The sequence below is a fragment of the Marinobacter aromaticivorans genome (genome assembly GCF_002806975.1).
Classification (GTDB): Bacteria; Pseudomonadota; Gammaproteobacteria; order Pseudomonadales; family Oleiphilaceae; genus Marinobacter; species Marinobacter aromaticivorans.
Genome location: NZ_NIHD01000006.1, coordinates 163,441 through 189,813, shown reverse-complemented (window position 1 = coordinate 189,813; position 26,373 = coordinate 163,441). Strand labels below are relative to the sequence as shown.

27 protein-coding genes and 1 tRNA gene are annotated in these 26,373 nt (G+C 54.8%); 12 read left to right on the top strand and 16 right to left on the bottom strand.

Annotated elements, in window-relative coordinates; genetic code table 11:
* Positions 1-13: 13 nt before the first annotated feature.
* Complete coding sequence (locus tag CDH48_RS10890; RefSeq protein WP_100688758.1) at positions 14-1,480, top strand: PhnE/PtxC family ABC transporter permease; 1,467 nt, start codon at positions 14-16, stop codon at positions 1,478-1,480.
* A 30-nt stretch (positions 1,481-1,510) separates the two neighbouring features.
* Here the strand turns inward: CDH48_RS10890 and CDH48_RS10885 are convergent, their stop codons facing one another.
* The 4 genes from CDH48_RS10885 to CDH48_RS10870 form a co-directional block, all read right to left on the bottom strand.
* Positions 1,511-2,920: a MipA/OmpV family protein gene (locus tag CDH48_RS10885; protein WP_157807819.1), complete on the bottom strand. Its 1,410-nt coding sequence runs from the start codon at positions 2,918-2,920 to the stop codon at positions 1,511-1,513.
* A 34-nt stretch (positions 2,921-2,954) separates the two neighbouring features.
* Positions 2,955-4,385 carry a cardiolipin synthase gene (gene cls, locus CDH48_RS10880; protein WP_100688756.1) on the bottom strand — a complete coding sequence of 477 codons (1,431 nt, stop codon included), beginning with the start codon at positions 4,383-4,385 and terminating at the stop codon, positions 2,955-2,957.
* 67 nt (positions 4,386-4,452) lie between these two features.
* Complete coding sequence (locus tag CDH48_RS10875) at positions 4,453-4,782, bottom strand: hypothetical protein (protein ID WP_227521051.1); 330 nt, start codon at positions 4,780-4,782, stop codon at positions 4,453-4,455.
* Between the two features lie 27 nt (positions 4,783-4,809).
* Positions 4,810-5,283, bottom strand: coding sequence for a hypothetical protein (locus CDH48_RS10870; protein WP_100688755.1), 474 nt, complete (start codon positions 5,281-5,283; stop codon positions 4,810-4,812).
* Positions 5,284-5,430: 147 nt separating this feature from the next.
* Here CDH48_RS10870 and CDH48_RS10865 point away from each other — a divergent pair, with 147 nt between their 5' ends.
* From CDH48_RS10865 to CDH48_RS10855, 3 genes are read left to right on the top strand one after another with little or no spacing between them, the layout of a single operon-like run.
* Positions 5,431-6,351 (top strand): ABC transporter ATP-binding protein, encoded by a 921-nt coding sequence (locus tag CDH48_RS10865; RefSeq protein ID WP_100688754.1) that lies wholly within the window; start codon positions 5,431-5,433, stop codon positions 6,349-6,351.
* Positions 6,352-6,376: 25 nt separating this feature from the next.
* Positions 6,377-7,138, top strand: a complete 762-nt coding sequence (locus CDH48_RS10860) for an ABC transporter permease (protein WP_100688753.1) — start codon at positions 6,377-6,379, stop codon at positions 7,136-7,138.
* On the top strand, positions 7,138-7,638 hold the full coding sequence (locus tag CDH48_RS10855) for a DUF192 domain-containing protein (protein WP_227521058.1): 501 nt from the start codon (positions 7,138-7,140) through the stop codon (positions 7,636-7,638). Before CDH48_RS10860 ends, CDH48_RS10855 begins: the two co-directional genes overlap by 1 nt.
* Here CDH48_RS10855 and CDH48_RS10850 read toward each other — a convergent pair.
* Complete coding sequence (locus CDH48_RS10850; protein ID WP_100688752.1) at positions 7,635-8,417, bottom strand: enoyl-CoA hydratase; 783 nt, start codon at positions 8,415-8,417, stop codon at positions 7,635-7,637. The two genes, CDH48_RS10855 and CDH48_RS10850, sit on opposite strands and share 4 nt — an antisense overlap.
* A gap of 173 nt (positions 8,418-8,590) precedes the next feature.
* Here CDH48_RS10850 and CDH48_RS19195 point away from each other — a divergent pair, with 173 nt between their 5' ends.
* Positions 8,591-8,734: a hypothetical protein gene (locus CDH48_RS19195; RefSeq protein ID WP_188437744.1), complete on the top strand. Its 144-nt coding sequence runs from the start codon at positions 8,591-8,593 to the stop codon at positions 8,732-8,734.
* Between the two features lie 19 nt (positions 8,735-8,753).
* On the opposite strand, the gene CDH48_RS10845 is transcribed toward CDH48_RS19195, so the two are convergent.
* From CDH48_RS10845 to CDH48_RS10830, 4 genes are all read right to left on the bottom strand, one after another.
* A tRNA-Leu gene (locus CDH48_RS10845) sits at positions 8,754-8,840 on the bottom strand.
* Positions 8,841-8,933: 93 nt separating this feature from the next.
* Positions 8,934-9,947, bottom strand: a complete 1,014-nt coding sequence (locus CDH48_RS10840; protein WP_100688751.1) for a c-type cytochrome — start codon at positions 9,945-9,947, stop codon at positions 8,934-8,936.
* A gap of 13 nt (positions 9,948-9,960) precedes the next feature.
* Positions 9,961-10,611, bottom strand: a complete 651-nt coding sequence (locus tag CDH48_RS10835) for a c-type cytochrome (protein WP_100688750.1) — start codon at positions 10,609-10,611, stop codon at positions 9,961-9,963.
* Positions 10,612-10,763: 152 nt separating this feature from the next.
* A complete protein-coding gene (locus tag CDH48_RS10830; RefSeq protein ID WP_100688749.1) occupies positions 10,764-11,387 on the bottom strand; it encodes a class I SAM-dependent methyltransferase in 624 nt (207 codons plus the stop codon).
* A 183-nt stretch (positions 11,388-11,570) separates the two neighbouring features.
* Between CDH48_RS10830 and CDH48_RS10825 the strand changes: the two genes are divergently transcribed.
* The 4 genes from CDH48_RS10825 to cydC are packed head-to-tail and all read left to right on the top strand — an operon-like array spanning position 11,571 to position 17,327.
* On the top strand, positions 11,571-12,998 hold the full coding sequence (locus tag CDH48_RS10825; protein ID WP_100688748.1) for a cytochrome ubiquinol oxidase subunit I: 1,428 nt from the start codon (positions 11,571-11,573) through the stop codon (positions 12,996-12,998).
* Positions 12,999-13,000: 2 nt separating this feature from the next.
* Positions 13,001-14,002, top strand: a complete 1,002-nt coding sequence (cydB, locus tag CDH48_RS10820; RefSeq protein WP_100688747.1) for a cytochrome d ubiquinol oxidase subunit II — start codon at positions 13,001-13,003, stop codon at positions 14,000-14,002.
* Positions 14,003-15,718: a thiol reductant ABC exporter subunit CydD gene (gene cydD / locus CDH48_RS10815; RefSeq protein WP_100688746.1), complete on the top strand. Its 1,716-nt coding sequence runs from the start codon at positions 14,003-14,005 to the stop codon at positions 15,716-15,718.
* Positions 15,711-17,327 carry a thiol reductant ABC exporter subunit CydC gene (cydC, locus tag CDH48_RS10810; protein ID WP_100688745.1) on the top strand — a complete coding sequence of 539 codons (1,617 nt, stop codon included), beginning with the start codon at positions 15,711-15,713 and terminating at the stop codon, positions 17,325-17,327. The genes cydD and cydC overlap by 8 nt, the downstream gene beginning before the upstream one ends.
* Positions 17,328-17,337: 10 nt before the next feature.
* On the opposite strand, the gene CDH48_RS10805 is transcribed toward cydC, so the two are convergent.
* On the bottom strand, positions 17,338-18,579 hold the full coding sequence (locus CDH48_RS10805) for a saccharopine dehydrogenase family protein (protein WP_100688744.1): 1,242 nt from the start codon (positions 18,577-18,579) through the stop codon (positions 17,338-17,340).
* A gap of 197 nt (positions 18,580-18,776) precedes the next feature.
* Between CDH48_RS10805 and CDH48_RS10800 the strand changes: the two genes are divergently transcribed.
* On the top strand, positions 18,777-19,118 hold the full coding sequence (locus CDH48_RS10800) for a hypothetical protein (RefSeq protein ID WP_100688743.1): 342 nt from the start codon (positions 18,777-18,779) through the stop codon (positions 19,116-19,118).
* Between the two features lie 108 nt (positions 19,119-19,226).
* Positions 19,227-19,610, top strand: coding sequence for a hypothetical protein (locus tag CDH48_RS10795; RefSeq protein WP_227521050.1), 384 nt, complete (start codon positions 19,227-19,229; stop codon positions 19,608-19,610).
* A gap of 13 nt (positions 19,611-19,623) precedes the next feature.
* Here CDH48_RS10795 and CDH48_RS10790 read toward each other — a convergent pair whose 3' ends face one another.
* The 3 genes from CDH48_RS10790 to CDH48_RS10780 all read right to left on the bottom strand — a co-directional run bounded on the left by CDH48_RS10790 (position 19,624) and on the right by CDH48_RS10780 (position 22,265).
* A complete protein-coding gene (locus tag CDH48_RS10790; RefSeq protein WP_100688742.1) occupies positions 19,624-20,466 on the bottom strand; it encodes a putative RNA methyltransferase in 843 nt (280 codons plus the stop codon).
* A gap of 107 nt (positions 20,467-20,573) precedes the next feature.
* Positions 20,574-21,515: an electron transfer flavoprotein subunit alpha/FixB family protein gene (locus CDH48_RS10785; RefSeq protein ID WP_100688741.1), complete on the bottom strand. Its 942-nt coding sequence runs from the start codon at positions 21,513-21,515 to the stop codon at positions 20,574-20,576.
* Entirely contained in the window at positions 21,516-22,265 is a 750-nt protein-coding gene (locus CDH48_RS10780) for an electron transfer flavoprotein subunit beta/FixA family protein (RefSeq protein WP_100688740.1), read from the bottom strand.
* Positions 22,266-22,794: 529 nt separating this feature from the next.
* Between CDH48_RS10780 and CDH48_RS10775 the strand changes: the two genes are divergently transcribed.
* The gene (locus CDH48_RS10775) at positions 22,795-24,447 is read left to right on the top strand and encodes an electron transfer flavoprotein-ubiquinone oxidoreductase (RefSeq protein ID WP_100688832.1); all 1,653 of its coding nucleotides are present in this window, start codon (positions 22,795-22,797) and stop codon (positions 24,445-24,447) included.
* Positions 24,448-24,636: 189 nt separating this feature from the next.
* On the opposite strand, the gene CDH48_RS10770 is transcribed toward CDH48_RS10775, so the two are convergent.
* The 3 genes from CDH48_RS10770 to sixA form a co-directional block, all read right to left on the bottom strand.
* Positions 24,637-25,098, bottom strand: coding sequence for an FKBP-type peptidyl-prolyl cis-trans isomerase (locus CDH48_RS10770; protein ID WP_100688739.1), 462 nt, complete (start codon positions 25,096-25,098; stop codon positions 24,637-24,639).
* A gap of 200 nt (positions 25,099-25,298) precedes the next feature.
* A complete protein-coding gene (locus CDH48_RS10765; protein WP_100688738.1) occupies positions 25,299-25,865 on the bottom strand; it encodes a DUF1285 domain-containing protein in 567 nt (188 codons plus the stop codon).
* A 39-nt stretch (positions 25,866-25,904) separates the two neighbouring features.
* Entirely contained in the window at positions 25,905-26,354 is a 450-nt protein-coding gene (gene sixA, locus CDH48_RS10760; protein WP_100688831.1) for a phosphohistidine phosphatase SixA, read from the bottom strand.
* Positions 26,355-26,373: the final 19 nt, after the last annotated feature.

Sequence of the window (26,373 nt, the reverse complement as noted above, 5' to 3'; positions counted from 1 at the left end):
AACCGGCCGTTTCATGTTCTCTTCCCCAACGGTTCGCACCAGCTTTATATTTCTTGCCATTGCTTTGGTCGGGTTACTGTTTGCCGATATTGCCATCACCGCATCCAATCCCTGGCGGGATCTGGGCAACTTCTTCCTGGGCGTTGTAACCCCCAACTTTTTCAGCAGCGAAGGCCTGCTGACTGCGCTGTTGCGGACAGTGGCCTTTGCTTTCGTTGGAGTGGCGCTCGGCGGTATTGCCGGCTTTCTGCTGGCACTGGTCTACCGATCCCTGCCTGTGCGGATTTTCTGCGCCTTTGTCCGTGCGATTCACGAGTTGTTCTGGGCACTCATTTTTCTGCAGTTTTTTGGTTTTCACCCGCTGACCGGGGTATTGGCCATCGCCATTCCGTACGCGGGCATTTTTGCCAAAGTCTACTCGGAAATCCTGGAGGAGGCCGATCCGGAGCCGGGGCGCGCATTGCCTCCCGGGACCGGGAACATTACGGCGTTTCTCTATAGCCGTATTCCCGACTGCTGGGTGAAAATGCGCACCTACACCGCGTACCGCCTTGAATGCGGCTTGCGTTCCAGTGCCATTCTTGGCTTTGTGGGCTTACCTACTCTCGGTTTCTATCTTGAGGCGTCGTTCTCTCAGGGCCTGTATTCCGATGCAGGCGCCATGCTTATTCTGTTCTACGTGTTGATTGCCACCATGCCCCTATGGGTGCGGCCAAAGCTTCTGCCGCTATATCTGTTGGGCGCGCCGTTTTTTCTGGGGGATGGCTTGCCGATTGTCTGGGGCAATGTGCAGCGCTTTTTCACTGAGGATATAGTGCCCGCGCCCCTGCGCTACGGTGAGGGCCTGACAGGCCTGATGCCCTGGCTGACTGACCTGGTGGTGAACGAGGCCCTGCCGGGCATCTGGAACACCATTGTGCTGACCCAGATTGCGCTTGTGGCCACGGGTATTCTGTCACTGCTGGCATTCCCGCTGATTTCCAACCACTTTGGCGGGCCGCTGCGGCGCAATGCCGGCCATGTTGCACTGGTGATCGCACGGTCTACGCCGGAGTACATCCTGGCTTATATTCTTCTGCAGCTCTGGGGCCCGTCCATGCTGCCTGCGGTGGTGGCTCTGGCCCTGCACAATGGTGGCATCATCGGCCACCTGATTGGCAGGCAAACCAATTCCATCAAACTTCGCCCGGATGCCGTTACCGGGTTCAGCCGTTACAGTTGGGAGCTGGTGCCCCGGGTGTACCGTTCTTTTCTGGCATTTTTGTTTTACCGCTGGGAAATCATCATGCGGGAAACGGCGATTCTGGGCATTCTGGGTATCTACACACTGGGGTTCTATGTGGACAGCGCCATTCAGAATATCCGGTTCGACCGTGCGATGGTGCTCATACTGGTAACTGCCCTGCTCAATATCGGCGTTGATGCGCTCGGTCGGTATATCCGCCGTAAACTCGCCCTGCAAACCATGCCGACCTGCTGAGTCGCGTTGCCCGGGCCGGCATTTGCTCCTTTACCTCTTGCACTCCAGATGCCCGGTTACCATATCGGAACCACCGGATACGCTACCCAGAATGTCCGATTTCGCAAATATCCCCGACCTGTGCAGTAACGATATACCCACGTAACAGTTCCTGACCGCCCTGTTATCGGACATCAGCCGAAGTGGCACATCAAACTGGCCCTCAAGGTAATTCAGGAAACGCGAGGTGTTGCGCTCCCGTTTTGCCTGTTTGACCTGTTCCACAAATGGCACCTGCGACGCATAGGAAAACCCGAAGCCGATCCCGAAGCGGAGCCATTCTTCCGAGGTCCAGGGCGAGTGAGCCGCCGTCATCGCCATCACATAGGCGTTGTATTCGCCGAAATCACTTTGATTGCCGTTCTCGAAGCGCCGGTTCAGGGAAATCCGCCCCCAATAGTCAATGTATCTGCCATCAGAAATCAGCTTCCCCAGGGTCAGACCGCCCATGTATGCGTGCACATCTTCACTGCGTTTCAGCCTGCCTGTAAGCGTTCGGGTGAAAGGGCCCTCTGCCTGATATCCTGAGTTCAGTCGCCATGACCACTGGCCTGGACTATTCGGTCCTGGGCCTCTGGTTAAATCATCACGGGCGTTACCAAATAAATAGGCAAAACCGAAGGTAGCGGAAGTCAGTTGTGACTCATCCACCAGCGGGCTATTAAAGATTTCGCTATCTACATGTTGGGAAGCTATGTTGGAAAACAGCAGCAGGTGGGCGGTTGCCTGATAGGAGGTGTTAATACCGGCGCGCCAGAAAACGGCAGAGCCTGGCTCATAGGAAGGCCTGTCCGCCAGCACCTCGCTGGCATCGACGCTGTAATAATAGTCTGTCAGGTCGCTGTCCTGATACACGTAGCTGATAAACGGTGAAAACGACCAGCGCCCGGGCTTCCAGGCGTATGAATAGGTAAAATCCCACTCAAAACCATTGTGAATTCCCAGAATGTCGTTGGCCCAGGTGGTGGAAAGTGAGCCCCAACCGCCGTACACCGTGCCAGAAAAGCCCATATCAACCGTCTGTTCCCGGTCTTGCAAGCCATTAAAATAGGGCTTGGCGTCCGATTCCAGGCGATTGAAACGGTATCTCGCCAATAGATCCAGCTTTAACCAGTCATATTTTACAAGATGGACGCCCGCCGAAGTGCCGTGCGCGAACAGCCACTTGCCTTCATAAAGGTAGAGCGGTATGAGATCTGCCTTGTTATCGTTTAACAGGCCTGAAATATTGTCCACTCCCCTGTAAGGGTTGGTTCCCCTGCGCAACGCTGCCCCAAGGCCCACGGTGCCCTCGGGTACATCACCAATGGCGGTTCGGATATCCGGAAGGCCGGCATACCCATCACCTGCCATCACGCATAAACCCAGAAGCACGCATGGCCCGATTAACCCTGTTCGCATTTTGTGTTTCCAGTGTGTCGCCGACGCCATTGCGCTACAAAATCGGGCCGATGGTTGCAATAACGTTGTGCCAGATTCTTTCGTGGTAATGCCAGGCAAGCACCTCCTGCAATGCAACCACTTCAGAGCGGCTGATATAACTCCGCTGGCGTTCCGCGATAGCCAGTGTTGTAGCCTCATCCTGCAGGAGAATGTTGTTCTCGTAGTTCAGGTCAAAACTGCGCAAATCCAGATTCGATGAGCCGATCAGGCTGATCTTGCCATCGATGGTCAGGGTTTTGGCATGGAGGAGACCACCCTTGAACTCGTATATGATACAACCTGCATCAAGCAGCCGGTGGTAATAGCTGCGACTGGCCGCTGCTACAACCCAGCTGTCATTTACTTTCGGGAAGACAAGCTCAACCCTGACCCCCCGGTAAGCTGCCGCGCACAGGGCATCCAGAACTGTGGCATCGGGAACAAAATAGGGTGTAGATAGCGTCAGTTCGCTTTGGGCGCAGGCAAACAGGTTGGCAAAAAGGTGCGGAGTGGCTCCATGGCGCTCTGTGGGGCCAACCCCCATGGCCTGTGCCGGAAAGCCGCCTTGGCCCCTTCCCGAGGATAGCGGAATGCCATCCAGTGATTCATTGGTAGCCTGCATCCAGTCACTGGCAAACAGCAACTGGTTCTGAACCACCACTGGCCCGGTAAACCGGAGCATGATATCCACCCAGGGAGCGTACTTGGCTTTAATCCGGAACTCCGGATCCGCTGAATTCCGGCTGCCACAATAAGTGATACGGGAATCAATCACGGTAATCTTCCGATGGTTCCGCAGATCGAGCCGGCTGGTCAGCATGGTTCGTATGGGGTGCTTGAGTGATAACGCAACAGCGAGATGTACGCCAGCCTCCTTCATACGTTGCCAAAGGGCAGAATTAATCATCGCGCGCGACCCCAGACCATCCGCCATGGCCCGGCAGGTAACCCCTCGTTTGGCTGCGCGGATCAGCGCTTCTGCGAGTGTATGGCCGGTGTTGTCATCCAGCCAGATGTAATAAAGTACGTGCACATGATCTTTGGCGGCATCAATATCCGAAACCATCCTGGTGATGGTTTCTTCGCCGTCACCCATCAATTCTGACGAATTACCGCTCGACGGATAGAAGCCATTAATCGAGGCCGCGTAACGAAAGGCAGGCTGGTAAACCGGTTCGATCAGCTTTTCAATGTTGGCTGCATCCCCCATAAACCAGGAGGCTTTTGCCCGTATTTCCTCGAATACTTCTTTGTGCCGCCTGCTTGCACGGTTGCCGATATCTGTTTCACCGAACAGAAAATAAATGGCGCTGCCGAAGTAAGGCAAAAGATTGAGAACAACAAACCAGGCCAGGCGCCCTGGAGGCGAAAGGTCGTCGCGGAGCAGGATCCGGATGGTAAAGACAAGAACCAGGGTTGTGTGTAACACCAGAATAACGGTCATCAGGCTCCCTTGGGCAACACTGGCTCATTAACCTCTGCGATCTCTATCACATTTATCACAAGCTGACCTACGAGGGTTGGTCCAGCACCCAACCCGTTCCCAGCCGAACGGGTTCCGCCTGATCCGGTTTGTCTGCGGGCACGCCTTCCACTACCGGCCGGGTAAATCCACCCTCTTCTGTCGATGCCATCGAATCCACATCAACGGAAAGAACGAGATATCGGTTTCCTTCAGAAACAACCTTGCTCCTGTGGGTGAGCCCGAACACAAAGCGGCAGTAGTCCAGTTTCAACTGCCTCAGCTCCTGCTCAGCCTTGCGAATCTTCCGCAGTAGCACTATCTGTACACTTTCCCCGTAATCCATCACATTTTCTCTGATTTTGACGACATTTTTCATGTTTACACTTTTCAGTGGTTTTGTCAGCTACCCGTCCCGGTGATCCTGGGCCTGGAATACCAACCTGAGCGGAGGGGTCTTGAACATCGGTTGCTGGCCTTTTTGCAAATCGATACGCCAGACCATCCTGGAACCGGTGGTACAGAGGGGGGCGGTGAATTTTGCCGAATACCGGCCCGGTTCTATCTGCCGCAGTGGCACCGGGTATTCCCCCATATACATGGATTCACCGCGCAACACCGCCAGGAAACGCTCCGGTGCCAGCGGTGCACGTATGGATAGCTGATACTCCGCGCCCTGCCCCTGGTCGCCCAGGATTTTAAGGTCGGCTTGCCAATGCCCGGCCTCCGTTTGCCAATCGCAGGGCCCGGCCAGCAGATCGCATTCTGGCTGATCCGCAACTGGCGCTTCGTTATAAGCACCCTGCAGCCAAAGAGAACCAACCACCGCTGCAGAAATCAGTACCAGAATGAAACCTGCAACCGCTGCCGCTCGTAACATACCGACACCCAGTCGAAACCCGTGTTAAAAACCGAGGAGGCATTATGGACATTAACTGCCTCAAGGCAAAGATTTCTAAACCGGCGCCAGACATGAGAAAATGCCGCGCTTCAATACCTGACCCACTTTTAGCAACAGGATACGCCCGTGCAGCCGGATATTTCCGTTAAGAACCTCAACAAGGTTTACGAAGGTGGTTTCCAGGCCCTGAAAAACATCAATCTGGAAATCAACCGGGGCGAGATTTTTGCCCTGCTCGGCCCCAACGGGGCGGGCAAAACCACCATGATCAGCATCATTTGCGGGATTACCAACTTGTCCTCCGGTGAAGTCAAAGCCGGCGGCTATGACATCATCAAGGAATACCGCAAGGCCCGTGAAACCATCGGGCTTGTGCCGCAGGAACTCAATACGGATTCGTTTGAAACCGTCTGGAAGGCGGTTTCGTTCAGTCGCGGCCTGTTTGGCAAGGCGCCCAACCCCGCACACATTGAAAAAGTACTGAGGGAATTGTCCCTGTGGGACAAGCGCAACAATCGTATTATGACCCTCTCCGGCGGCATGAAACGCCGGCTGATGATTGCCAAGGCGTTGTCTCACGAGCCACGGATACTGTTTCTGGACGAACCGACAGCGGGCGTAGACGTAGAACTGCGCCGGGACATGTGGGAGATGGTGCGTAAGCTCCGGGAAGATGGCGTAACCATCATCCTGACCACCCACTACATCGAAGAAGCCGAGGAAATGGCAGACCGGATCGGGGTTATTCGACAGGGTGAGATCATTCTGGTTGAAGAAAAAAGCCAGTTGATGAGCAAACTGGGCAAGAAAGAACTCCGCCTGCAGTTACAAAACAAACTGGACAGGATTCCCGGCGAACTCACCCTTGAACCGGTTGAGCTCTCCGAAGATGGCTACGAACTGATCTATACCTTCGATTCCCAGCAGGAACAGGCCGGCGTTGCGCGGCTGCTGCGAACACTCGGAGATATCGGCATTGATTACCGAGACCTGCGCACCCGGGAAAGTTCCCTGGAAGAGATTTTTGTCGGCCTGGTGCATGACTGAGCCCGCTGGCTAACTGGAGAAAGGAATGAATTTTTACGGTGTTAAAGCCATCTACAATTTTGAAATGTCCCGCATGGGGCGCACCCTGATGCAAAGTGTGCTCTCCCCGGTGATCTCTACCTGCCTGTATTTTGTGGTGTTCGGCTCAGCCATTGGCTCGCGCATGGGCAATATCGATAATATTGAATACGGCGCATACATCATTCCCGGGCTGGTGATGCTTTCGCTGTTGATGCAAAGCATCTCCAACGCTTCGTTCGGCATCTACATGCCCAAGTTTTCAGGCACGATTTATGAGGTGTTATCGGCGCCCGTGTCTTACGTTGAAGTGGTTCTGGGTTATGTGGGGGCGGCTGCCACCAAATCCGTCATACTCGGGTTGATCATTCTTGCAACCGCACGGCTGTTCGTGGATTACAGCGTTCTGCACCCGTTCTGGATGCTCTCGTTTCTTGTGCTTACCGCGATTACCTTCAGCCTTTTCGGCTTTATTATCGGTATCTGGGCGGACGGCTTCGAGAAGCTCCAGATAGTTCCCATGATGATTGTCACTCCGCTCACGTTTCTCGGTGGTACTTTTTACTCCATCGATATGCTCCCGGATATCTGGCAGACCATCAGCCTGTTCAACCCGGTGGTGTACCTGATCAGCGGGTTTCGCTGGGCATTTTATGGCGTCTCCGATGTGCATGTGGGCATCAGCGTGGGCATGACTTTTGTATTCCTGCTGGCGTGTATGGCGGGAATCTGGTGGATATTCAAAACCGGTTACCGGCTGCGTTCGTGATGAATATTCGCGGCGTTCCGCTTTGTATTGCGGCCTTGATGATGGCAGGGTGCTCTGCCGGTTCTGACGCTGTTGAACCTTCAGACCCCTTGCCGGTTGTTGCAGCCTGCTTCATCACCGGTTCGGGCACCGTCGAGGTTAGCCTGGAGGTTGCAAAAGCGCCCCATGAGCGCCGCAAAGGCCTGATGGGGCGGACATCTCTTGCCCCGGCCTCAGGCATGCTGTTCCAGTATCAGAACCCGCAGAGCCCGGACCACGGCTTCTGGATGTACCAGACCCTCATCCCGCTGGATATTGCGTATCTGGATAGGCAGGGCGTGATCGGCAATATCCGGCAGATGGAACCCTGCGCCTCATCCAATGGCTCGAATTGCCCCAGCTACCCTGCCGGGGTGGCATTCATGTCTGCTGTAGAGATGAATGCCGGATTTTTCGAGGCGAACCAAATTGGCACAGGAGACCGCCTGCAACTCGCTCCACAGGGTTGCAGCCGCCGTTAACGATCTTTCCACTCCGGCTTGCGTTTATCCAGAAATGCACAGATACCCTCCCGTGCATCGTCTGCCCGCAGGTTCTCTGCCATAACCTTCGCGGTATAGTCGTAGGCCTCGGCAAGTGGCATTTCCAGCTGTTTGTAAAAAGCACCCTTGCCTATCTTCAGCGTATGCCCGGATTTTTCCGCGATTGTCCGGGCCATGGCATGCACCGTTTCATCGAGCAGAGACTCATCAACAATCCGGTTGACCAGCCCCAACTGTTCGGCACGAACGGCGCTGATCATCTCACCGGTAAGCAGCATCTCCATGGCATGCTTGCGGGACAGGTTGCGGGAAAGCGCGACCATGGGCGTTGAACAGAAAAGCCCGATATTTACGCCCGGCGTTGCAAACCTTGCAGAATCTGCCGCCACGGCAAGATCACAACTGGCCACCAACTGGCAGCCCGCAGCCGTTGCCACGCCTGCCACTCTGGCAATCACCGGTTTGGGCAGATTCACCACCTGCTGCATGACTTCACTGCAGCGGTTGAACAAGGCCAGTTGAAATTCATGGCTATCAAGCTGATCCCGGATTTCCCGAAGATCATGGCCGGCGCAAAATACCGTCCCGGCAGCCGCAATAACAACCACGCGCGTTACGTCATCCGCTGCAATATCCGTAAGCGCTTCGGAGAGTGCATCCAGCATTGCCATGGAGAGGCTGTTGCGTCGTTCAGGCTGATTCAGCGTGAGGGTGGTGATACCGTGAGTATCGGTATCGCGTGCCAGCAGATTACTCATGAATTAGTACCTCCGGTTTCAGAATCAGGGCGATCGGGGAGTAATCAGTATCGGACATGCCGTTCACGCTGTCGAAGCGACCTTTGTAGAATTAAGGCCAACAGGTTGTTATTACCATGCGGTGCCCATAGGTTTATTTATATAGGCCGCTAACCCGGAAGTGGGAGAAACCAATGCTTAACTCCAATCTGATCAAAGCGATTGTTGCGATTGCCATTATCGCGGGGGGAATTTACGTGATCATGATCGATGAGCCGGCAACGCCGACTGGCGATATAAACAGTATTCAGCCGTTACCGGAGCAGGATGAGCCTTGATTTCGGAATAAATCTTTAATGGTGCTCCGGGCCGGAATCGAACCGGCACGACCCGAAGGTCGAGAGATTTTAAGTCTCTTGTGTCTACCAATTCCACCACCGGAGCCTTCGGGGAGGTTTTGAGGGGCGGAATTGTATAAGGCTATGGGCGATAACGCAATTCAAAACGCCGCAGGCTCCTCACCTGCGGCGTTTTCGGTTAGTCCGCGGTGTAGGTTCGCGCCCTGAGCACGTCTGGCTTCAGGAAGTCCTTTTCACCGCCAAGGTTTTCGTGGTCCCCCAGCAATTTGCCATTCACTTCCAGGCCATAATTGGTGTGTTTGTGGAAAGTCTCGAGGTATTTTTTCCGCGTTTCTTTCACATCGCCGGTATAGCGGGGGTCCTGCGGTCGTTCGTGGCTGTTGATGTAGTACGCAACGTCCCAGGACTGTTGGTCAGTCAGGCTGTTAGGCTGGCCCAAGGGCATGTTGTGCTTCACGAAAGAAGACAGGGTGAAATTGCGGGTAATTCCGGCGCCCCAGTTGTAGGATGCGTCGCCCCACACCGGGGGGAAAACGACCTCGCCATTCTGGCGCAGACCGCTGCCGTCCTCAGCGTGGCAGATACTGCAGTTTTCCTGGTAAACCTGCTTGCCGCGCTCATAACTCATGCCTTCGGCGGGTTCCGGCAGTTTCGGGTAACCACGGCCGTACATGGTTTTACCACTTTGATACACGGGCACGCCTTTCGCCAACCATTGGTGGTAAGTGGCAAGAGCGACCATATTGTCACTGCCATACTCTGGCGGTGTTCCGTTCATCGAATACGAGAAACAACCCGCGATGCGTTCCTCCAGGTTGTTTACATGGTCGTTCTTGGGGCGATAATTCGGCAAAACGACTGCCGCTGGCCAAACGGGTGCAGAAAAAGGCAAACGCCCCTCCCCCATGTGGCAACTGTTGCAGTTCATATCGTTAAAAACATTCTTGCCGCGTAACTGCTGGGTATTAACGAACAGGTCCCGCCCGCGCCTGATTACACGCTTCAGCTCAGGGTGCATGCTACTTTTTTCGAGATCGTCCATGGTTGGCGGCACATGAACATACTGGCCTTTTTCGGGTTGCGGAATATTGGTGGGAACTCTCTTCCCGGTTGTTTCCGCATGAAGCCCCAGGCTGAAAATACCGGCTAAAACCGCCAATGAAAGTGTGCGCTTTTTGAGCAAGCTGTCCATCAGGTCATCTCCCTTATCTGGCTGGTTTGGCAGGCTGGAGCGAGAGCCATTTTGCAACCGCGTTGATGTCTTCATCATTCATGCGTTCGGCAATCGCCAACATCAGATGCTGTGGATCGTTATCCCGTTTGCCGCTTTGCCAGGCGCGCAACTGGGCAGCAATGTAACCGGCATGTTGGCCGGCAATAGCCGGGAAATGTTCGCCAGCTCCCAGGTTGCCCGGGCCATGACAGCTGCTGCATGGAACAATGTAGCGATCCCAGTCGCCTTCGGTGGCGAGCTTTTCCCCCAGCGCTAACTGCCTGTCGGTAGCATCCTCGCCGCCAGCCGCTTGAGTCGGTTCCAACTGGCTGTAATACAGGGAGACATTTTTCATCTGCTGTTCATCCAGCATATTGACAAAGGGCATCATGGTCGGGCTTGTCCGCGTTCCTGCCTGAACGTCCACCAGTTGTTTGTAGAGATAACGGGCATCAAGCCCCGCTAACCTTGGCCATGATTCTCCTCCCGGGATGTTCATTCCTGAGCCATCTGCCTGGTGACAGGCGACACAGAGGGAGGCGGTTTGTTCCCCGGCTTTGGCATCTCCTTCAATTCCGTGGGCAGAAGTAATGCTTATAAGCAGTATTGTCAGGGCCGTTATGAATTGACTTTTCAACCTCATACCCTTTCTCCGTTTATGTATGTTGTTGCTTCCATACTGAACGAGTCTACCCTGTGAGATGTGCAGGTGGAATGCCCATAAATTTTTCAGGGTTTTTCGGACGCAACTCCAGGCAACACACTCGACGGGCACAAGCGGGATTCCTGCCGTGCTTAACTTGGCTTGCGTGCGACTCCTTTGTAAATATAGCCGGCAATTTTCGGTGCGTTTGGAATGTAGAGGTTTTCCAGTTCCTCCAGCTCAAAACCCACATGGCGGATCAGGTCGGCGATATGGCGATTCAGGTGGCAGCCGCCAGCGAGTTTTTTCCATCCGGGAGTCACACGATGCTGCCATTTACGGGTCCTCTCGTGAGGCGATTCCCCGTGTTCCAGAAAAAGCAGTTTGCCTCCGGGTTTCAGTACCCGTTTCATCTGCTCCAGCGCTGTGTTCCAGTCCGGAATGGTGCAGAGTGTGAAGGTGAGGAGAACGGTATCCACACTGTTGTCGTCCAGGGGGATTTTTTCCCCCGGCAAGCCCAGCCATTCTACGTGAATGGGCGAGCGTTTCAGGTTTGGCAGCGCTTTGCGGCGCATGCCTTCCGAAGGCTCCAGTCCGTAGATCACCTTGACATTTTCCGGGTTGTAGAACTCAAGGTTGATACCCGAGCCCATGCCCACTTCGAGCACGCGGCCTCTGGCGCGCGGCACCAGTTGGCTTCGCAACTTCATAACCTGGCCCATGGAGCAGGCACGGTCTATGATGTGTGGCAGGATGCGTTCTTCGTAAAAGCTCATGCTTTTCACCATAATTGTTATAAATCAATGGGTGCGACAATACGCCCTATCAGTTTCGCTACCTTATCCGGTAGCATGAGCCCCATCTGCCGGTAATAACAATATAACAACTAATGCTTTGGCAGCGGCTGGGCGGGTATGCTGTGCTCGTTTGTTATTAAGTTAACGTACCGGAGGGTTCCAATGGAACTTGATCCCCTAATCCTATCGCGAATCCAGTTCGCGTTTGTCGTGTCATTTCACGCCATTTTTCCGGTGTTCACCATCGGCCTTGCCTCCTACATTGCCGTACTGGAAGGACTTGCGTTCAAAACTAAAAATCCGGTATGGATGAAGCTGTCTTCGTTCTGGACCACCGTGTTTGCAGTTGTTTTCGGGATGGGCGTGGTATCCGGCATTGTGATGTCGTTTCAGTTCGGTACCAACTGGAGTAACTTTTCCCAGGCCTCTGCCAACTTCCTCGGGCCCATGCTGAGTTACGAAGTTATTACGGCCTTCTTCCTTGAAGCGGCCTTTCTTGGTGTTCTGCTGTTCGGGCGAGACCGGGTACCGCCCGGTGTTCATCTGTTTGCCGCAATCATGGTCGCCACCGGTACCTTCATATCGTCATTCTGGATCCTCTCTGCCAACAGCTGGATGCAGACCCCTGCCGGCACCGAGTTGCGGGATGGCATTTTCTATGTAACATCCTGGACCGAGGCCATCTTCAACCCGTCATTCCAGTTCCGTTTTGCCCATAAAGTGATTGCCTCGTTCCTTACTGGCGGCTTTGTAGTGGCCGGTGTCAGTGCCTGGTACCTGCTCAAAGGCCGTGAAGTGGAAGCCAACCGCAAGGCCCTGTCCATGTGTCTCTGGCTGCTGCTTATTCTCGCGCCTACCCAGTTGGTAGTTGGTGATTTCCACGGGCTCAACACGCTGGAGCACCAGCCAACAAAGGTTGCCGCAATGGAGGGGAACTGGGAAACCTCCCGCAACGTGCCGCTACTGCTCTTTGCCATTCCCGACCAGGAAAACCAGACCAATCTTTTTGAAATCGGTGTACCAGGGCTGGCCAGCCTGATCCTGACTCACCAGTGGGATGGAGAGATTCCCGGTCTCAAGGAAGTTGCGGTAGAAGAGCAACCTCCCGTTGGCATTGTATTCTGGTCGTTCCGCATTATGGTCGGGCTGGGGCTATTGATGATTCTGGTCGCTATTACAGGCCTCGTTCTGCGCTCCGGCGACCGCTACTGGCGCACTGGCTGGTTTCTGCAGACCTTGCGCTTCATGAGCGTTGCCCCGTTTATTGCAGTGCTCACGGGCTGGTTCGTAACGGAATTTGGCCGTGCACCATGGCTGGTATACGGAATGATGACCCAGGCCGAGTCGGTTACCCCATCCCTCACCGGCGGAATGGCACTGTTTACGCTCATTGGTTACGTGGTGGTTTACTCGCTAGTGTTCTCTGCGGGCGTGTATTACCTCATGCGGGTACTGTATGAGGGCATGGAAAGCGCTCAGCACGAGCCAGACATTCAGTCTGAACGCCCGAAACGGCCCATGTCTGCAGCGCACACGTCGTTTGAACTCCATGATTCCAATGAACAGCCGACCAAACAGGGAGGGCACTGATTATGGAACTGCTTGATCTAGCATTGGTCTGGGCATTTATCATCGGTTTTGGCGTCATCATGTATGTGTTGATGGACGGCTTCGATCTGGGTGTGGGAATACTCTTCCCCTTCGCTCCCTCGGAACAGGATCGCGACATCATGATGAACTCGGTAGCGCCGGTATGGGACGGCAACGAAACCTGGCTGGTACTTGGCGGCGCCGGGCTGTTGGGGGCATTCCCGCTGGTTTACAGCATTTTGCTGCCGGCCCTGTATATTGGTGTGTTCCTCATGCTGGCTGGCCTTATTTTCCGTGGTATTGCCTTCGAGTTCCGCTTCAAGGCGCGCGGCTCCCGCTATCTCTGGAACTGGGCATTTGCCGGAGGTTCCACGGTGGCTGCATTCGCCCAGGGGGTGGTCGTAGGTACTTACATAGAGGGTTATGAAACGGCCAATGGCGTTTTCACAGGCGGTGCTCTGGATTGGCTTACTCCGTTCACCGTGCTCACTGGTCTCGGTTTGCTTGCAGGGTATGCACTGCTTGGCTCAACCTGGCTCATTATGAAAACCGAAGGCCGGTTACAGGAGTGGGCCTATAAAATCACCCTGCCCCTGTTGGCCGCGGTTCTTGTGGTATTCGGCATCATCAGCGTATGGACGCCGTTTATTGATGATATGGTCCGTGAACGCTGGTTCAGCAACCTGAGTATTATCTGGGTTTTGCCGGCACTGACGTTATTGTGTGCGTTCCAGATCTTCCGGACTGTGCGCAACCGGTTTGAGGGCATGCCCTTTGTGGCTACCATGGGGCTGTTTATAACCGCCTATCTGGGCCTGATTGTCAGCCGCTGGCCATACTTGGTGCCGCCCAACTACACCCTGTGGGACGCTGCCTCGGCGTACGACTCACAGCTGTTCCTTCTGATAGGCTTGTTGATTGTTATTCCTATTGTGCTGGCGTACACCGCCTGGACCTACTGGGTATTCCGGGGCAAGGTGCGTGCCGGGGAGGGTTACCACTAAGTGACCAGGCCAGCTCTTGACCAGCGCGCAGTCAGGCGCTGGCTTTCAGGGCTTACACGTGACAACCGGCACTGGATTCAGGGTACGGTTGCCGCGGGTACCCTGGCCGGCGTCGCGACCATTATACAGATGGTCTTTCTGGCACGAATTGTTCACCTGGGTATTATTGAAAAAGCGCCAGCTTCTGAGCTGGCGCCGTTGTTTACCGGCCTTGTTCTGGCTATTGTCGCCCGGGCTGTGGCCCAGGGTGTACAGACACAACTTGCGGCCCGCTGCAGCGAACAGGTGCGCCGCACTGCCCGGCGGCAAATTCATCAGCACTGGCGTAACCTTGGCCCCTTGGCACTGGGGCAAATTTCTGCGGGCAGCCTGGCCCGGGAGTGGATTGATCACGTTGATGCCCTGCACGGTTACTTCGCCCGCTTTCTTCCGCAGATGGCACTCTCACTGGTGGTTCCTGTACTGATTCTGGCGCTTGTGTTTTACCTCGACTGGCTGGCCGGGATCTTTCTGTTGCTGTCAGCCCCTCTGATCCCGCTTTTCATGGCACTTGTGGGTATGGGCGCGGAAAAGCTTAACCAGCAGCATTTCGAGACCATCAGCCGGTTATCGGGTCAGTTCCTGGACAAGGTGCGAGGTTTGACCACCCTGCAACTGTTCGGGCAAACCGCAAGCGCTACCGAGGTGATTCAGCAGCGCTCTGATCACTACCGCAGAATTACCCTGAAAACCCTGCGGGTTGCGTTTCTCTCATCGGCGGTTCTGGAGTTCTTCGCGTCAGTTGCCATCGCCGTTATTGCTATCTACATCGGTTTTGGTCTTCTGGGCTATATAGCCTACGGGCCATCCCCGGATTTAACACTTTTCTCCGGGCTTTTGATTCTGCTACTTGCGCCGGAGTTTTTTCAGCCTTTGCGAACACTGTCCCAGCATTACCACGATCGGGCTGCGGCACTGGGTGCCGGTGCTGAAATCCTGGCCCGTTTAGGCAGTGCGGGCCAGGAGGCTGCTCCTGCAAACACCGGGGCCGAAGATGCGGAGGTGGAGCCTTTAACCTTCAAACCCGCTGCCTGCCTCGACGCGATTGAACTGACCTCTGTATCCCTGGCTTTTCGCCCGGATCACAAGGTTCTGAACAGCGTATCACTGGCTATTGGCAAAGGGGACGTAATTGCGCTGACCGGGCCTTCTGGAGGCGGAAAATCCACACTCCTGAATCTTCTTGCGGGGTTTCTGGCTCCTGACAGCGGTGATATTCACCTGTTTGGCAGGCCGGCAGGCAGCTTTGCCTTTGGCTGGCTTGGCCAGAGCGGATTCCTCGTGCATGGCACCTGGGCGGACAATCTTCGGCTCACCAGCCCCGATGCGTCTGACGTGGCTATCGAAGCAGCGCTGCGAAACGTTGGCCTTGGCGCTTTGCTGGACAGCCGGGAAGACGGCATTTTCAGCAAGCTGTCCGAAGACGGCCAGGGATTATCCGGCGGCCAGGCCCGGCGCCTGAGCCTGGCCCGGATTTTTGTGGCGGATTACGACGTGATTCTCCTGGATGAGCCAACAGCCGGCCTCGACAGCGACAGTGAAATCCACGTGCTGGAGGCGCTCCACAAACTTGCCCTGGCTGGCAAGACACTGATTTTTTCCACCCATCACCAAGCGCTTCTGGCACTCGCCAATCGGGTACTGCTGGTTTCTGGCGGGGAGGTTAGGGATGTCTGAGCTGAAACCCTGGCTGAAACTCATCTTCGGGCGTTCCGGCAGGCTTTTCATTGGCGCCTTGCTGATGCTGGCTGCCCTGCTCTCCGGGCTTGGTTTGCTGGCGCTCTCCGGCTGGTTTATTACTGAAACCGCGCTGGTGGGCATTCTTCTGGCAGCCAGCGTGCCCGCCACCATCAACCTGTATGTGCCCGGTGGAGGTATCCGGTTTTTTGCCGTATCCCGTACGGTTTCCCGCTATGTGGAGCGGTTGTATAACCACGATACGGTACTGAGATTGCTTACGGATATTCGCGTAGACCTGTTTCACAGGCTTGCCGCCGCCGGTCGGGGCCAGAGGCGCGAGCTGACCGGAGCCCAGTGGTTATCCAGGCTGACCAGTGATGTTGATGCGCTGGACACCCTGTACTTGCGCCTGATTGCGCCAGCAAGCCTGGCAGCGTTCGTTACGCTGGTTCTGTTTGCTCTGGCAGCGGTATTATTTGATATCCGTATTGCCACCGGCGTTGTTTTGATGCTCGGCGTGGCTTTTGTGCTTGCGACCCTCGCGGTTTATGTGCGAACGGTAAAAATTGCCTCACGCCAGAGTGATCAGCAGGAAGCTCTCCGAATGGCCGTTGTTGAGCATCTGGAAGGCTTTGCTGAGCTCACGGCAGCAGGTCGCACCGGCAAGCATGGCGCATGGCTTATGCGCCAGGCACACCAGGCCGTGTCCGAGCAGGTAAAGGCTGACTCCCGCACTGGCTGGCATCTGGCCGGTTCCAATTTGCTGATCAACCTGTCTGCGGTTTTTGCGCTCTGGGCCGGCTTTGAGTTGTTCCGCTCTGGTGCAATTTCCGGGCCTGTACTGGTTCTGTTGCCCATCGCGTTGCTCGGCCTTGCGGAAGTCTACAGCATGCTGCCCGAGGCCTTCGGAAAGCTGGGAGCCACACAGGCGTCGGCTGCACGCCTGAACCGTGATTGCAGGAATGCAGAGTGGCCGGTGGCGTCAGGGGACATTTCCCTGCCCGCAGACACCGCTCTGATCGCGAAAGATATGAAGATCAAGTATCCGGAGCATGCGCCGCTTTTTACACACTTTGATCTGCAGGTAAAAACAGGCGAACGTCTAGGTATTCTCGGGCATTCCGGGAGCGGAAAATCCTCCCTTGCGGATGTTTTTTCCGGGCTTCTGATTCCATCAAACGGTGCCTGCGCAAGCCTTCCGTGTGCATATCTGACACAGAAAACCGTGTTATTTGAAGATACCTTGCGGGCAAACCTGCTGCTGGGCGACCCGGATGCAAGCGATGCACGGCTCTGGCGCGTACTGGAGTTGGTGGATCTGGCGGAACGGTTTCGCACAGAAGAGGATCAGCTTGATACATGGCTGGGGAGTTCCGGAAGCCGGCTTTCCGGTGGCGAGGCGCGCCGTGTCGCCCTTGCCAGGGTACTAATGAGCCCTGCCTCTTTGCTGATACTGGATGAGCCGTTTACCGGGGTGGATACAGCCACACGAGAAAAAATAACCCGGCAAATGGATCCCTGGCTCGAAGGCAAAACGGTGATTAGCCTGGCACACGGGCCGGATGCCCTTCCGGGCACCGACCGTGTGATTCAGTTGGGGGTTTGAACCCGCACGTTTAGCGGGTTTCAACCACCTCGAAGGTCAGGCCGGCTTTGCTGGTGAGGCGCTCCAGCAGCTTGCCGTTGAGTAGCGATGCCGGCGTCCAGAAACCGCCCGGCTGATCGGCGGGAACATCGAATGCCAGGCACATGCCGGCTTCCCCCAGCATTTTACTGGTAGAGCCATAGCCCGGGTCCGCATCGCCGGTCACTTTGGTGATCATGGTTTTACCGTCCCGGGTTCGCCCCACAAAGCGCAGGTCGTAAAATCCGGCTTTCTGATCTTCCGGGCTGGGGCCCTCACCAGGCTGGGGTACAAACTTTTCTACCAGCCAGCGGGTGGGCTTGATGGCAGAAGCGGTCAGAAAGCCTGCCAGCGCCGCTGTAATACCATAAGCCGTAAGGCGGCCCTTGGCGCCGGTACCCGTCATCATGGCTTCATCGTAAGTGAATTCCATACCGTAACGGGCATCTTGCAGGGCGTTGGAACGGTGTATTACGCGGGTATTGATTGCCGCCATCACAAACGGTGCCAGCCACACGTTGAATGTTTTATCGAACTGGGCACCTTTCAGGCTGGGCTGGCGAACCTTTGAGCGATGCTCCGGTGGGGAGATGGAGAAAGGGTTGGCCAGTTCCTTGCGCAGCTTGGGATCGGCAGCGGCTTCCTTGGCTATGTTGATCATGGAAGCAACCGTGCCGCCTGAAAGACCGCCTTTCGCTACTTTAACCCGCATGCGTACATCCTGGCAGGGCTCGCCGAAAGTTTTTTCTGCCTGCTGTTGCAGGAACCACACGCCCATATCCGAGGGGATGGAATCAAACCCGCAGCAATGCACAATTCGTGCGCCGGACGCCTTTGCCTGGTCTTCATAGCGTTCAAGCATGCGACGGATCCACTGTACCTCGCCGGTCAGGTCGCAATAATCGGTGCCTGTCTCGACACAAGCCTTCACCAGGGGTTCGCCGTACAGAGCGTAAGGCCCCACCGTAGAGATAACCACGCGGGTTTGTTCACACAGGGTCTTGAGAGACTGATCGTCGGTGGCATCTGCAAGAATAACCGGCAAATCCCCGGCGCCCGCTCCCAACCGGGACTTGAGCGTATTGAGCCTGGATTCCGAACGCCCGGCAACGGCCCACTTGACCTCGCCGGAAACGCCATACGAAGCAAACAGATATTGAGTAAGTATCTGGCCAACAAAACTGGTGGCGCCGAACACAACCAGGTCGTAGGTGGTGTCTGTTGATTTGGTCATTGACTGTCCTTTTATGGGTATTACCGGGAGTTTGCCGAATGTTTACCGGGAATCGTAATACACGGATCTTACCAGTTTTGAGGCTGCGTTCTAACTTCATACTGACCGCCGGTGTAACGTCGTTACGGCCAATCGCACAATCCTGTGTATAGGGCACACTGTTGCATATCGATCAGACGAATGCCCGGAGACACGAATTGGTCACTTTCCTCCTGATACTCAGCTTACTTCTCGCCTTTTTCAGTGGTGTGCTTTGCTGGCAAGTTATTGAGCAGCGCAAAATTGTTACCCGCATGGTAAACGAGAGCAGCCACAGCGATCCTTTATTCAATCTGGAGAAACAGCCCGAGCTGATCCTTACGCTGAAAGTACTCAACCCGATTTCCGTGGCAAAGCGTGAATCCCGTTCTGCCCGCCTTCTGGCTGACAAACTCCCCATGATGGTGCGCAAAATGGTTTATCAGGAGGTAATGAAAGAACTTGAAGAAGAAATGGAAGAGCGTGGCATTGATGTGGAGCTGGCTATTGAGTATCGCTAGGGGTATCGCACTGTGACTATTCAGACGGCCTCCACATTGCTTATGCTGATCATTGCATCGGCTGCCCTTTGCTATGGGTCCAGGCAGCTACAGCGCTCCAGACACCTCATGCGTAAGCTGAATGCCTATCGTATCCTGGCCAACAGCACTGTTCAGAAACGCCGCATGGAGCTTTACGAGGTTCGCAACCGGGCGAAGCTTCTGGAAGATACGGTATCCGGTAGCGCCAGTGCGGTGGAAAAAATGCACAGAGCCATCAGCAATACCACTTTCAGCCTGGTTGACCGCTTTTCAAAGGATGACGAGTTCCGGAAAAACGCCCATAAAGCGCGGAAAACTCATGATAACGCCAGCAAAAAAGTTTACCACGCGGTGCGCACAACCAGTAAAGCCGTGCACATTCTTGCGGACTCCCTGTTCATCACAAAAGCAGAAAAACGGGTCATCCTGCAAAAAGGTAACGGCGCAAAACAACCGGACAAGGATCCGTAAGCCGCAGTGGCTATCAGTCCTTTCTGAGTCGCCTTATAACAGCCTGGACCGTCACGGCGAGTGATTCAAGCTCTGCCGCCCGGGCGAGACCTTCTGCCCCTGCCCGGTACATGTGTGGAGTCATGGCCAGCATGTCGGCAATAGCGCTTTTGTCGGGAATACTCAGGCTGTAGCGAACAAGGGATGTGCCCATGCTTGTGAAACCCTCGGGCGCAGCAGCTATCGATGGCGGGGGTTCTTTCAGTTCAGGATAAATTATCTCCCTCAGTTCTCTGAGATGATCCGGGCCTGCATCCACCTGAACGATTTCACCTCCGGAACGAAGTACCCGTGCGAACTCGGGATACACCGGAAAGCCGAACAGGCACATTATGCGATCCAGTGTACCCGGCAATACAGGCAAATTGGCATTACTGCCGACAACCCAGGCCGGGATTTTGTCCTGTTTTGCCGCAGACACCACAGCCCATTTGGATATATCCAGGCCCATCAGGGTCAGATGCACGGTTGAGGGTGCATTATTGGCGAGATAACGCAGGTAATACCCCTCCCCGCACCCGGCATCCAGGCAACTAATGCAGGTCTCGCTGACATTTTCAGGAAAAACCGCACTGACCAGGGCATCGGCGATGGGCTGATAAAACCCGGCGTTGAGAAATCTCCGGCGCGCGGAAACCATGTCTTTGTTGTCACCTGGGTGCTTTGAGCGCTTGTGCTGGACAGGCAACAGATGAACATAACCCTGGCGGGCTATGTCAAAACTGTGGCCGCTGCTGCACTGCCAGCTGGTACCCTTGTTATGCAATGCAGAACCGTCTAGCGGGCAGGCAAGCTCTGCAAACGGGGTGATGGTCATATAGAGATACCCGAACCCGAAGGCGGATTGCTGGAACAGTGTGACAGTTTATAATGGCGCAACAAAAAAGACACTCGAAGGTGCCTTTTTTGTTGCCTGACAGAAAGTTACAGAACCTTCTTCAGCTCTTCCTCAAGTTGCGGTACTGCTTCAAACAGGTCCGCCACCAGGCCGTAATCGGCAACCTGGAAGATGGGCGCTTCTTCATCCTTGTTGATCGCAACGATCACTTTGGAATCGGACATACCCGCCAGATGCTGAATGGCACCGGAGATACCCACTGCAATGTACAGCTGCGGTGCAACAATCTTGCCTGTCTGGCCAACCTGCATGTCGTTGGGTACAAAACCGGCATCAACCGCAGCGCGGGAAGCGCCTATGCCGGCGCCCAGCAGATCAGCAACCTGCTCCAGCATCTTGAAGTTGTCGCCATTCTGCATACCACGGCCACCGGAAATAACAATATCGGCACTGGCAAGATCAGGGCGATCGGATTCGGCTTTCTGCTCACTGACAAAGGAAGACAGGCCTGCATCTTTTACAACGTCTACCTGCTCAACAGAGGCAGAACCACCTTCCGCAGCTACCGGATCAAAACCGGTCGGGCGCACGGTAACAACCTTGATGCTGTCGGCGGCTTTCACCGTCGCAATGGCATTACCGGCGTAGATCGGGCGAACGAAGGTGTCTTCGGATTCAACGCGAATGATGTCGGAAACCTGGGCAACGTCCAGCAGCGCCGCAACACGGGGCATGAAATCCTTACCCGTGGTGCCGGCAGCGGCCAGAATGTGGCTGTAGCCTTTACCCAGTTCGGCAACCAGCTCAGCCAGGTTCTCGCCCAGGAAATGGCCATAGGCGGCGTTGTCGGCTACCAGTACCTTGGCAACACTGTCAGCCTTGGCGGCGGCTTCTGCCACGGCGCCACAGTTTTCACCGGCAACCAGTACATCAATATCACCACCGATGGCTTTGGCAGCCGCTACAACACTCAGGGTCGCCTGCTTCAGGCTGCTGTTGTCGTGTTCAGCAATTACAAGGATGCTCATTCAGATCACCTTCGCTTCGTTCTTCAGTTTATCGACCAGCTCGGCAACGTCGGCCACTTTCACACCCGCCTGGCGTCCGGCCGGTGCTTCAACTTTCAAAGTGGTCAGGCGCGGTGCAATTTCAACACCCAGATCCGCCGGGCTCATGGTATCGAGCGGCTTCTTCTTGGCCTTCATGATGTTGGGCAAAGACGCATAGCGCGGCTCGTTCAGACGCAGGTCTGTGGTCACGACCGCCGGCAGATTCAGGGAAAGGGTCATAAGACCACCGTCTACCTCACGGGTAACATTGACTTTTTCGCCATCAACAACCACCTCGGAAGCGAAGGTGCCCTGGCCCATGCCAGTCAGCGCGGCCAGCATCTGGCCTGTCTGGTTGTTATCGGAATCGATGGACTGTTTACCGAGAATGACCAGTTTCGGCTCTTCTTTCTCAACAACGGCCTTCAACAGTTTGGCCGCTTCAAGAGACTGGACCTCTTCATCGGTTTCAATATGGATGCCACGGTCCGCGCCCAGTGCCAGAGCGGTACGGATTTGCTCCTGGCTGGCTTTTGGCCCGATGGAAACCACTACGATTTCGTTTGCAACACCCTTCTCTTTCAGGCGAACCGCTTCTTCAACAGCGATTTCGCAGAACGGGTTCATTGCCATTTTGACGTTGGCGAGATCAACACCAGTGTTATCCGGCTTGACGCGTACCTTTACGTTGTAGTCGATTACTCGTTTTACAGCGACCAGAACCTTCATAGATTCCTCGTTCTTCTACAATGGGTTAATGACTCTCAATCAGAAAACTCCAGGACAGGCCCTTCTCGGGCGGGTTACAGAGCATTCCCGATTGCTTCGACTCGGAGAGATACCGGAATTATGGGTATTCAGACCGAACGTTACAAACAGCGGCCTCGCACTGGGGCCATCCGTCACGGCGTGCTAATACTGACGGCAAAGATAATGCGGGTCAATAGTCCAGTTGGACGCGCCATGGGTGTTTCCTGAGCCAATCAGCCAATGATACAACGGCTGCACGCCGCATTGATTCAGCGAATAACAGGCCCAGCGCACTGAATTACAGTACAAATCTACCATGCCAAAGCTCCGCTCAACTTTCAAACAAACGTTTGTTTGATTCGTCAAATACGTTATCCTTTGGCCGTAAAAAACGGGAGTATCCGGCTGCAGGCAGTCGTGTCGGAATGCATAAACCGGTATGATAACGCTCAAGTAATTAAAGCCTGCGGGCATATAATATCCACTGTAGATGTTTGAGGAGACCAACGTGGAACGCGAATCGATGGAATTTGATGTTCTTATCGTCGGCGGCGGCCCTGCCGGACTGTCGGCTGCTTGCCGGGTTATGCAGCTGGCACAGGAGGCCGGCGAAGAACTAACGGTATGCGTAGTGGAAAAAGGTTCCGAGATCGGCGCTCACATTCTGGCCGGTACCGTATTCGAGCCCACTGCACTTAACGAACTTTTCCCGGACTGGAAAGAGAAAGGCGCCCCGCTGAATACTCCCGTCACCCGTGATGATATTTTCCTGCTCAGAAACCAGGAAAAAGCGACTAAAATTCCCAATGCCTTTGTGCCCAGGAACATGCACAACCACGGCAATTACATTATCAGCCTCGGCAATCTTTGCCGCTGGCTCGCCGAGCAGGCCGAAGCACTGGGTGTAGAAGTATATCCGGGCTTTGCTGCTGCCGAGACCATTGTGGAAGACGGTCAGGTAAAAGGCATTCTTACCGGTGACATGGGTGTTGCCCGCGACGGTTCTGAAAAAGAAGGCTACATGCCGGGCATGGAATTGCGTGCCAAGTACACACTGTTTACAGAAGGCTGTCGTGGTCACCTGGGCAAGCGCCTGATCAATGATTTCAAGCTTGATGAAGGTAAAGACCCCCAGCACTACGGTATCGGTATCAAGGAATTGTGGGATATCGACCCGGAGAAGCACGAACCGGGTCTTGTAATCCACACCACCGGCTGGCCCCTTAACGAGAGTGGTTCAACAGGAGGCTCCTTCCTGTACCACCTTGAGAATGGTCAGGCTTATGTAGGACTTATTTCAGACCTCTCCTACAGCAATCCTCACATGAGCCCGTTCGGAGAATTTCAGCGCCTGAAGCTGCACCCGGAGATAAAAAAGTACCTCGAAGGTGGAAAACGCGTGTCTTACGGTGCTCGTGCTATTACCAAAGGTGGTTTCAACGCCCTGCCCAAGATGAGCTTCCCTGGTGGTCTGCTGCTCGGTTGTGATGCCGGCACCCTGAACGGCTCCAAGATCAAAGGCTCCCATACGGCAATGAAGTCAGGCTTGCTGGGCGCAGAGGCTGTATTTGAAGCCTTGAAGAATGGCCAGACGGGTGAAGAGATCACCAGCTTTGGCGATCGGTTCAAAGAAAGCTGGTTATATAAAGAGCTTTATGACGAGCGTAACTTCGGGCCGGCAATGCACAAGTTCGGTAACTTCATTGGCGGTGCTATCGCCTTCTTGGAACAGAACATACTGGGTCGCAGCCTGCCCTTTACCTTCCGCGATCTGACTCCGGATTATGCAACGCTGAAGCCAGCGGCTGAATGCAAGAAAATCACCTATCCGAAGCCTGATAACAAGCTGACCTTCGACCGCCTGACGTCGGTATTCATTTCCAACACCAACCACGCGGAAGACCAGCCGATCCATCTCAAGCTGACGGATCCCGATATTCCCATCAAAGTAAACCTGCCCAAATACGATGAGCCTGCTCAACGTTACTGCCCTGCAGGCGTTTACGAAGTTGTGGAAGCAGAAGATGGTAGCGGCAAGAAGTTTCAGATCAACGCCCAGAACTGCGTTCACTGCAAAACCTGTGATATCAAGGATCCCTCCCAGAATATTACCTGGGTAACCCCCGAAGGTGGCGGTGGCCCCAACTATCCAAACATGTAAGCGCGATACTGGCCAGCGCTGAGCAATGCGCACCGGTTATATCGATGCGCGAAAAAATGGAGGTGCGGTTAACGCTGCATCTCCATTTTTTTGTGCCTGTTTAACGCCGGGTACAGCTTTGTTATTCTTTTCACCATAGAAAAAGGCTCCCGCAGGAGCCTTTCCGAAAGCTGGTCCATCGCTCTCGATTTAGTGAGCGTGGCCGTGTTCCTGTTCTTCATCAGTGGCGTCGCGCGCTTCGATAATTTCCACGTCGAAGTGCAGGGTTTCGCCAGCCAACGGATGGTTTGCGTCAATGGTGACGGTTTCTTCGTTAACTTCCACAACACGCACAACCTGAGGGCCGCCCGGGGTCTGCGCCTGGAACTGCATCCCCGGCTCGATCGTGTCAACGCCTTCAAAGGCGGTACGGGGAACCGGCTGAACCAGCTCTTCGTTCACTTCGCCATAGCCTTCGGCAGGTTCTACAGAAACCTTTACCTGATCGCCTGGGTTCTTTTCGCTTAGTGCACTTTCCAGTCCACCAATGATGTTCTGGGCACCTTCCAGATAGGACAGTGGCTCACGACCTTCTCCGCGGGAAGAATCCAGTTCTTCTCCCTGGTTGTTGGTGAGCGTGTAATGGATGGTGACAACACGAGGTTGGGCCATGTGATCTCCTTGGGTGTCGCAATGACTGTATGTTTGATTAAAGGTAATCGAAAGTAATCATGAACAGCCAAACTGCACAGAGGGACTGACGACCACCAGGCCTCGTTAGAGAGCCAGGCTCGTAACAAGCATGAAAACACAGTTTAACAATTCAACTGGTGCGTTTTCTACCGTAATGTCTGGGGGCTAGGCAATGCTTTTCAACCGCCTGGCCCGATTTTGTAAAAATTTCCCGCGCTGAATACGCCCAAAACCGTTTTTCCATCAACCGTCTGCTCAACCACATGCTCCGCCAGATCGTAATAAGCTGCGGTTACAAGCCGTGCGTCGAGGCCGTGCCGTACCCGAATCACAGGCCTGGGCTGCCCGGTATCTTCGTAACTTCCAACGGAGAGTGGGTGCTCGTCCCCTACTTCGATGGTCTCACCCACATTGGTTGTGAATTTGATGACTTGCCCCTCACCACTGCCCTCCAGTTGAAAGGAGTGGGCAAGCAAGGGCGTGTCGTCCACCTGGATGCGCCACTTCTCCACCGGCGTTACCAGGTAATACTCACCGTCTTCCTCCCGGCGAAGAATTGTAGAGAAGAGTCTGACAATGGCTTCCCGGCCCAGAGGCTCGCCTTTATGAATCCATTGTCCCTCACGGTTTATGCGAAGATCCATGTCGCCGGAAAGCTCCGGATGCCATTTATCGATTGGAGGCCGGCTGAGATTCTTTGAGGTTTCCTGCACCTGCTCCACAAGGTTTTCCGGGTTCTGACTCATGTCTCTGGGCTCCGTAAAGAAGTCTGTTTATCAAGACAATCAGGGCAAAAACTGGGCTTTCAAGTCCGCACAGCCGGGGCCGACCACGGGCATGTCGAGCACAACGGCCTGGGAAGTCATAAAGGGAATGCCGCGACGGTGCCCGTCAACCAGCAAGGTGGAGAGGCTGCCCACCAGAGGCATGTGGGATACCAGCATCAAAGGTGAGCATGTGTTTTCAAGCAAAGCCTCAAGACAGACTCCGGGGTCGTCTTCCGGCGTAATAAAGGACTTTTCTTCAATTGGACAATTCAGGATCTCTGAAACAATGGCTGCCGTCTGCCTGGCTCGCACATAGGGGCTGCTCCAGATCTGGCGCGGGCGCCAGGGTGATGCTGCAATCTGGGCTGCACATTCAGCAACCTGGTGCCGGCCAGCGTCAGTCAGTGTGCGCTCCTGATCCAGAGCGTGCCAGCCAGCCTCACCATGACGCATGATAAGCAGTTGCACGGCCAACCTCCCCCCAGTG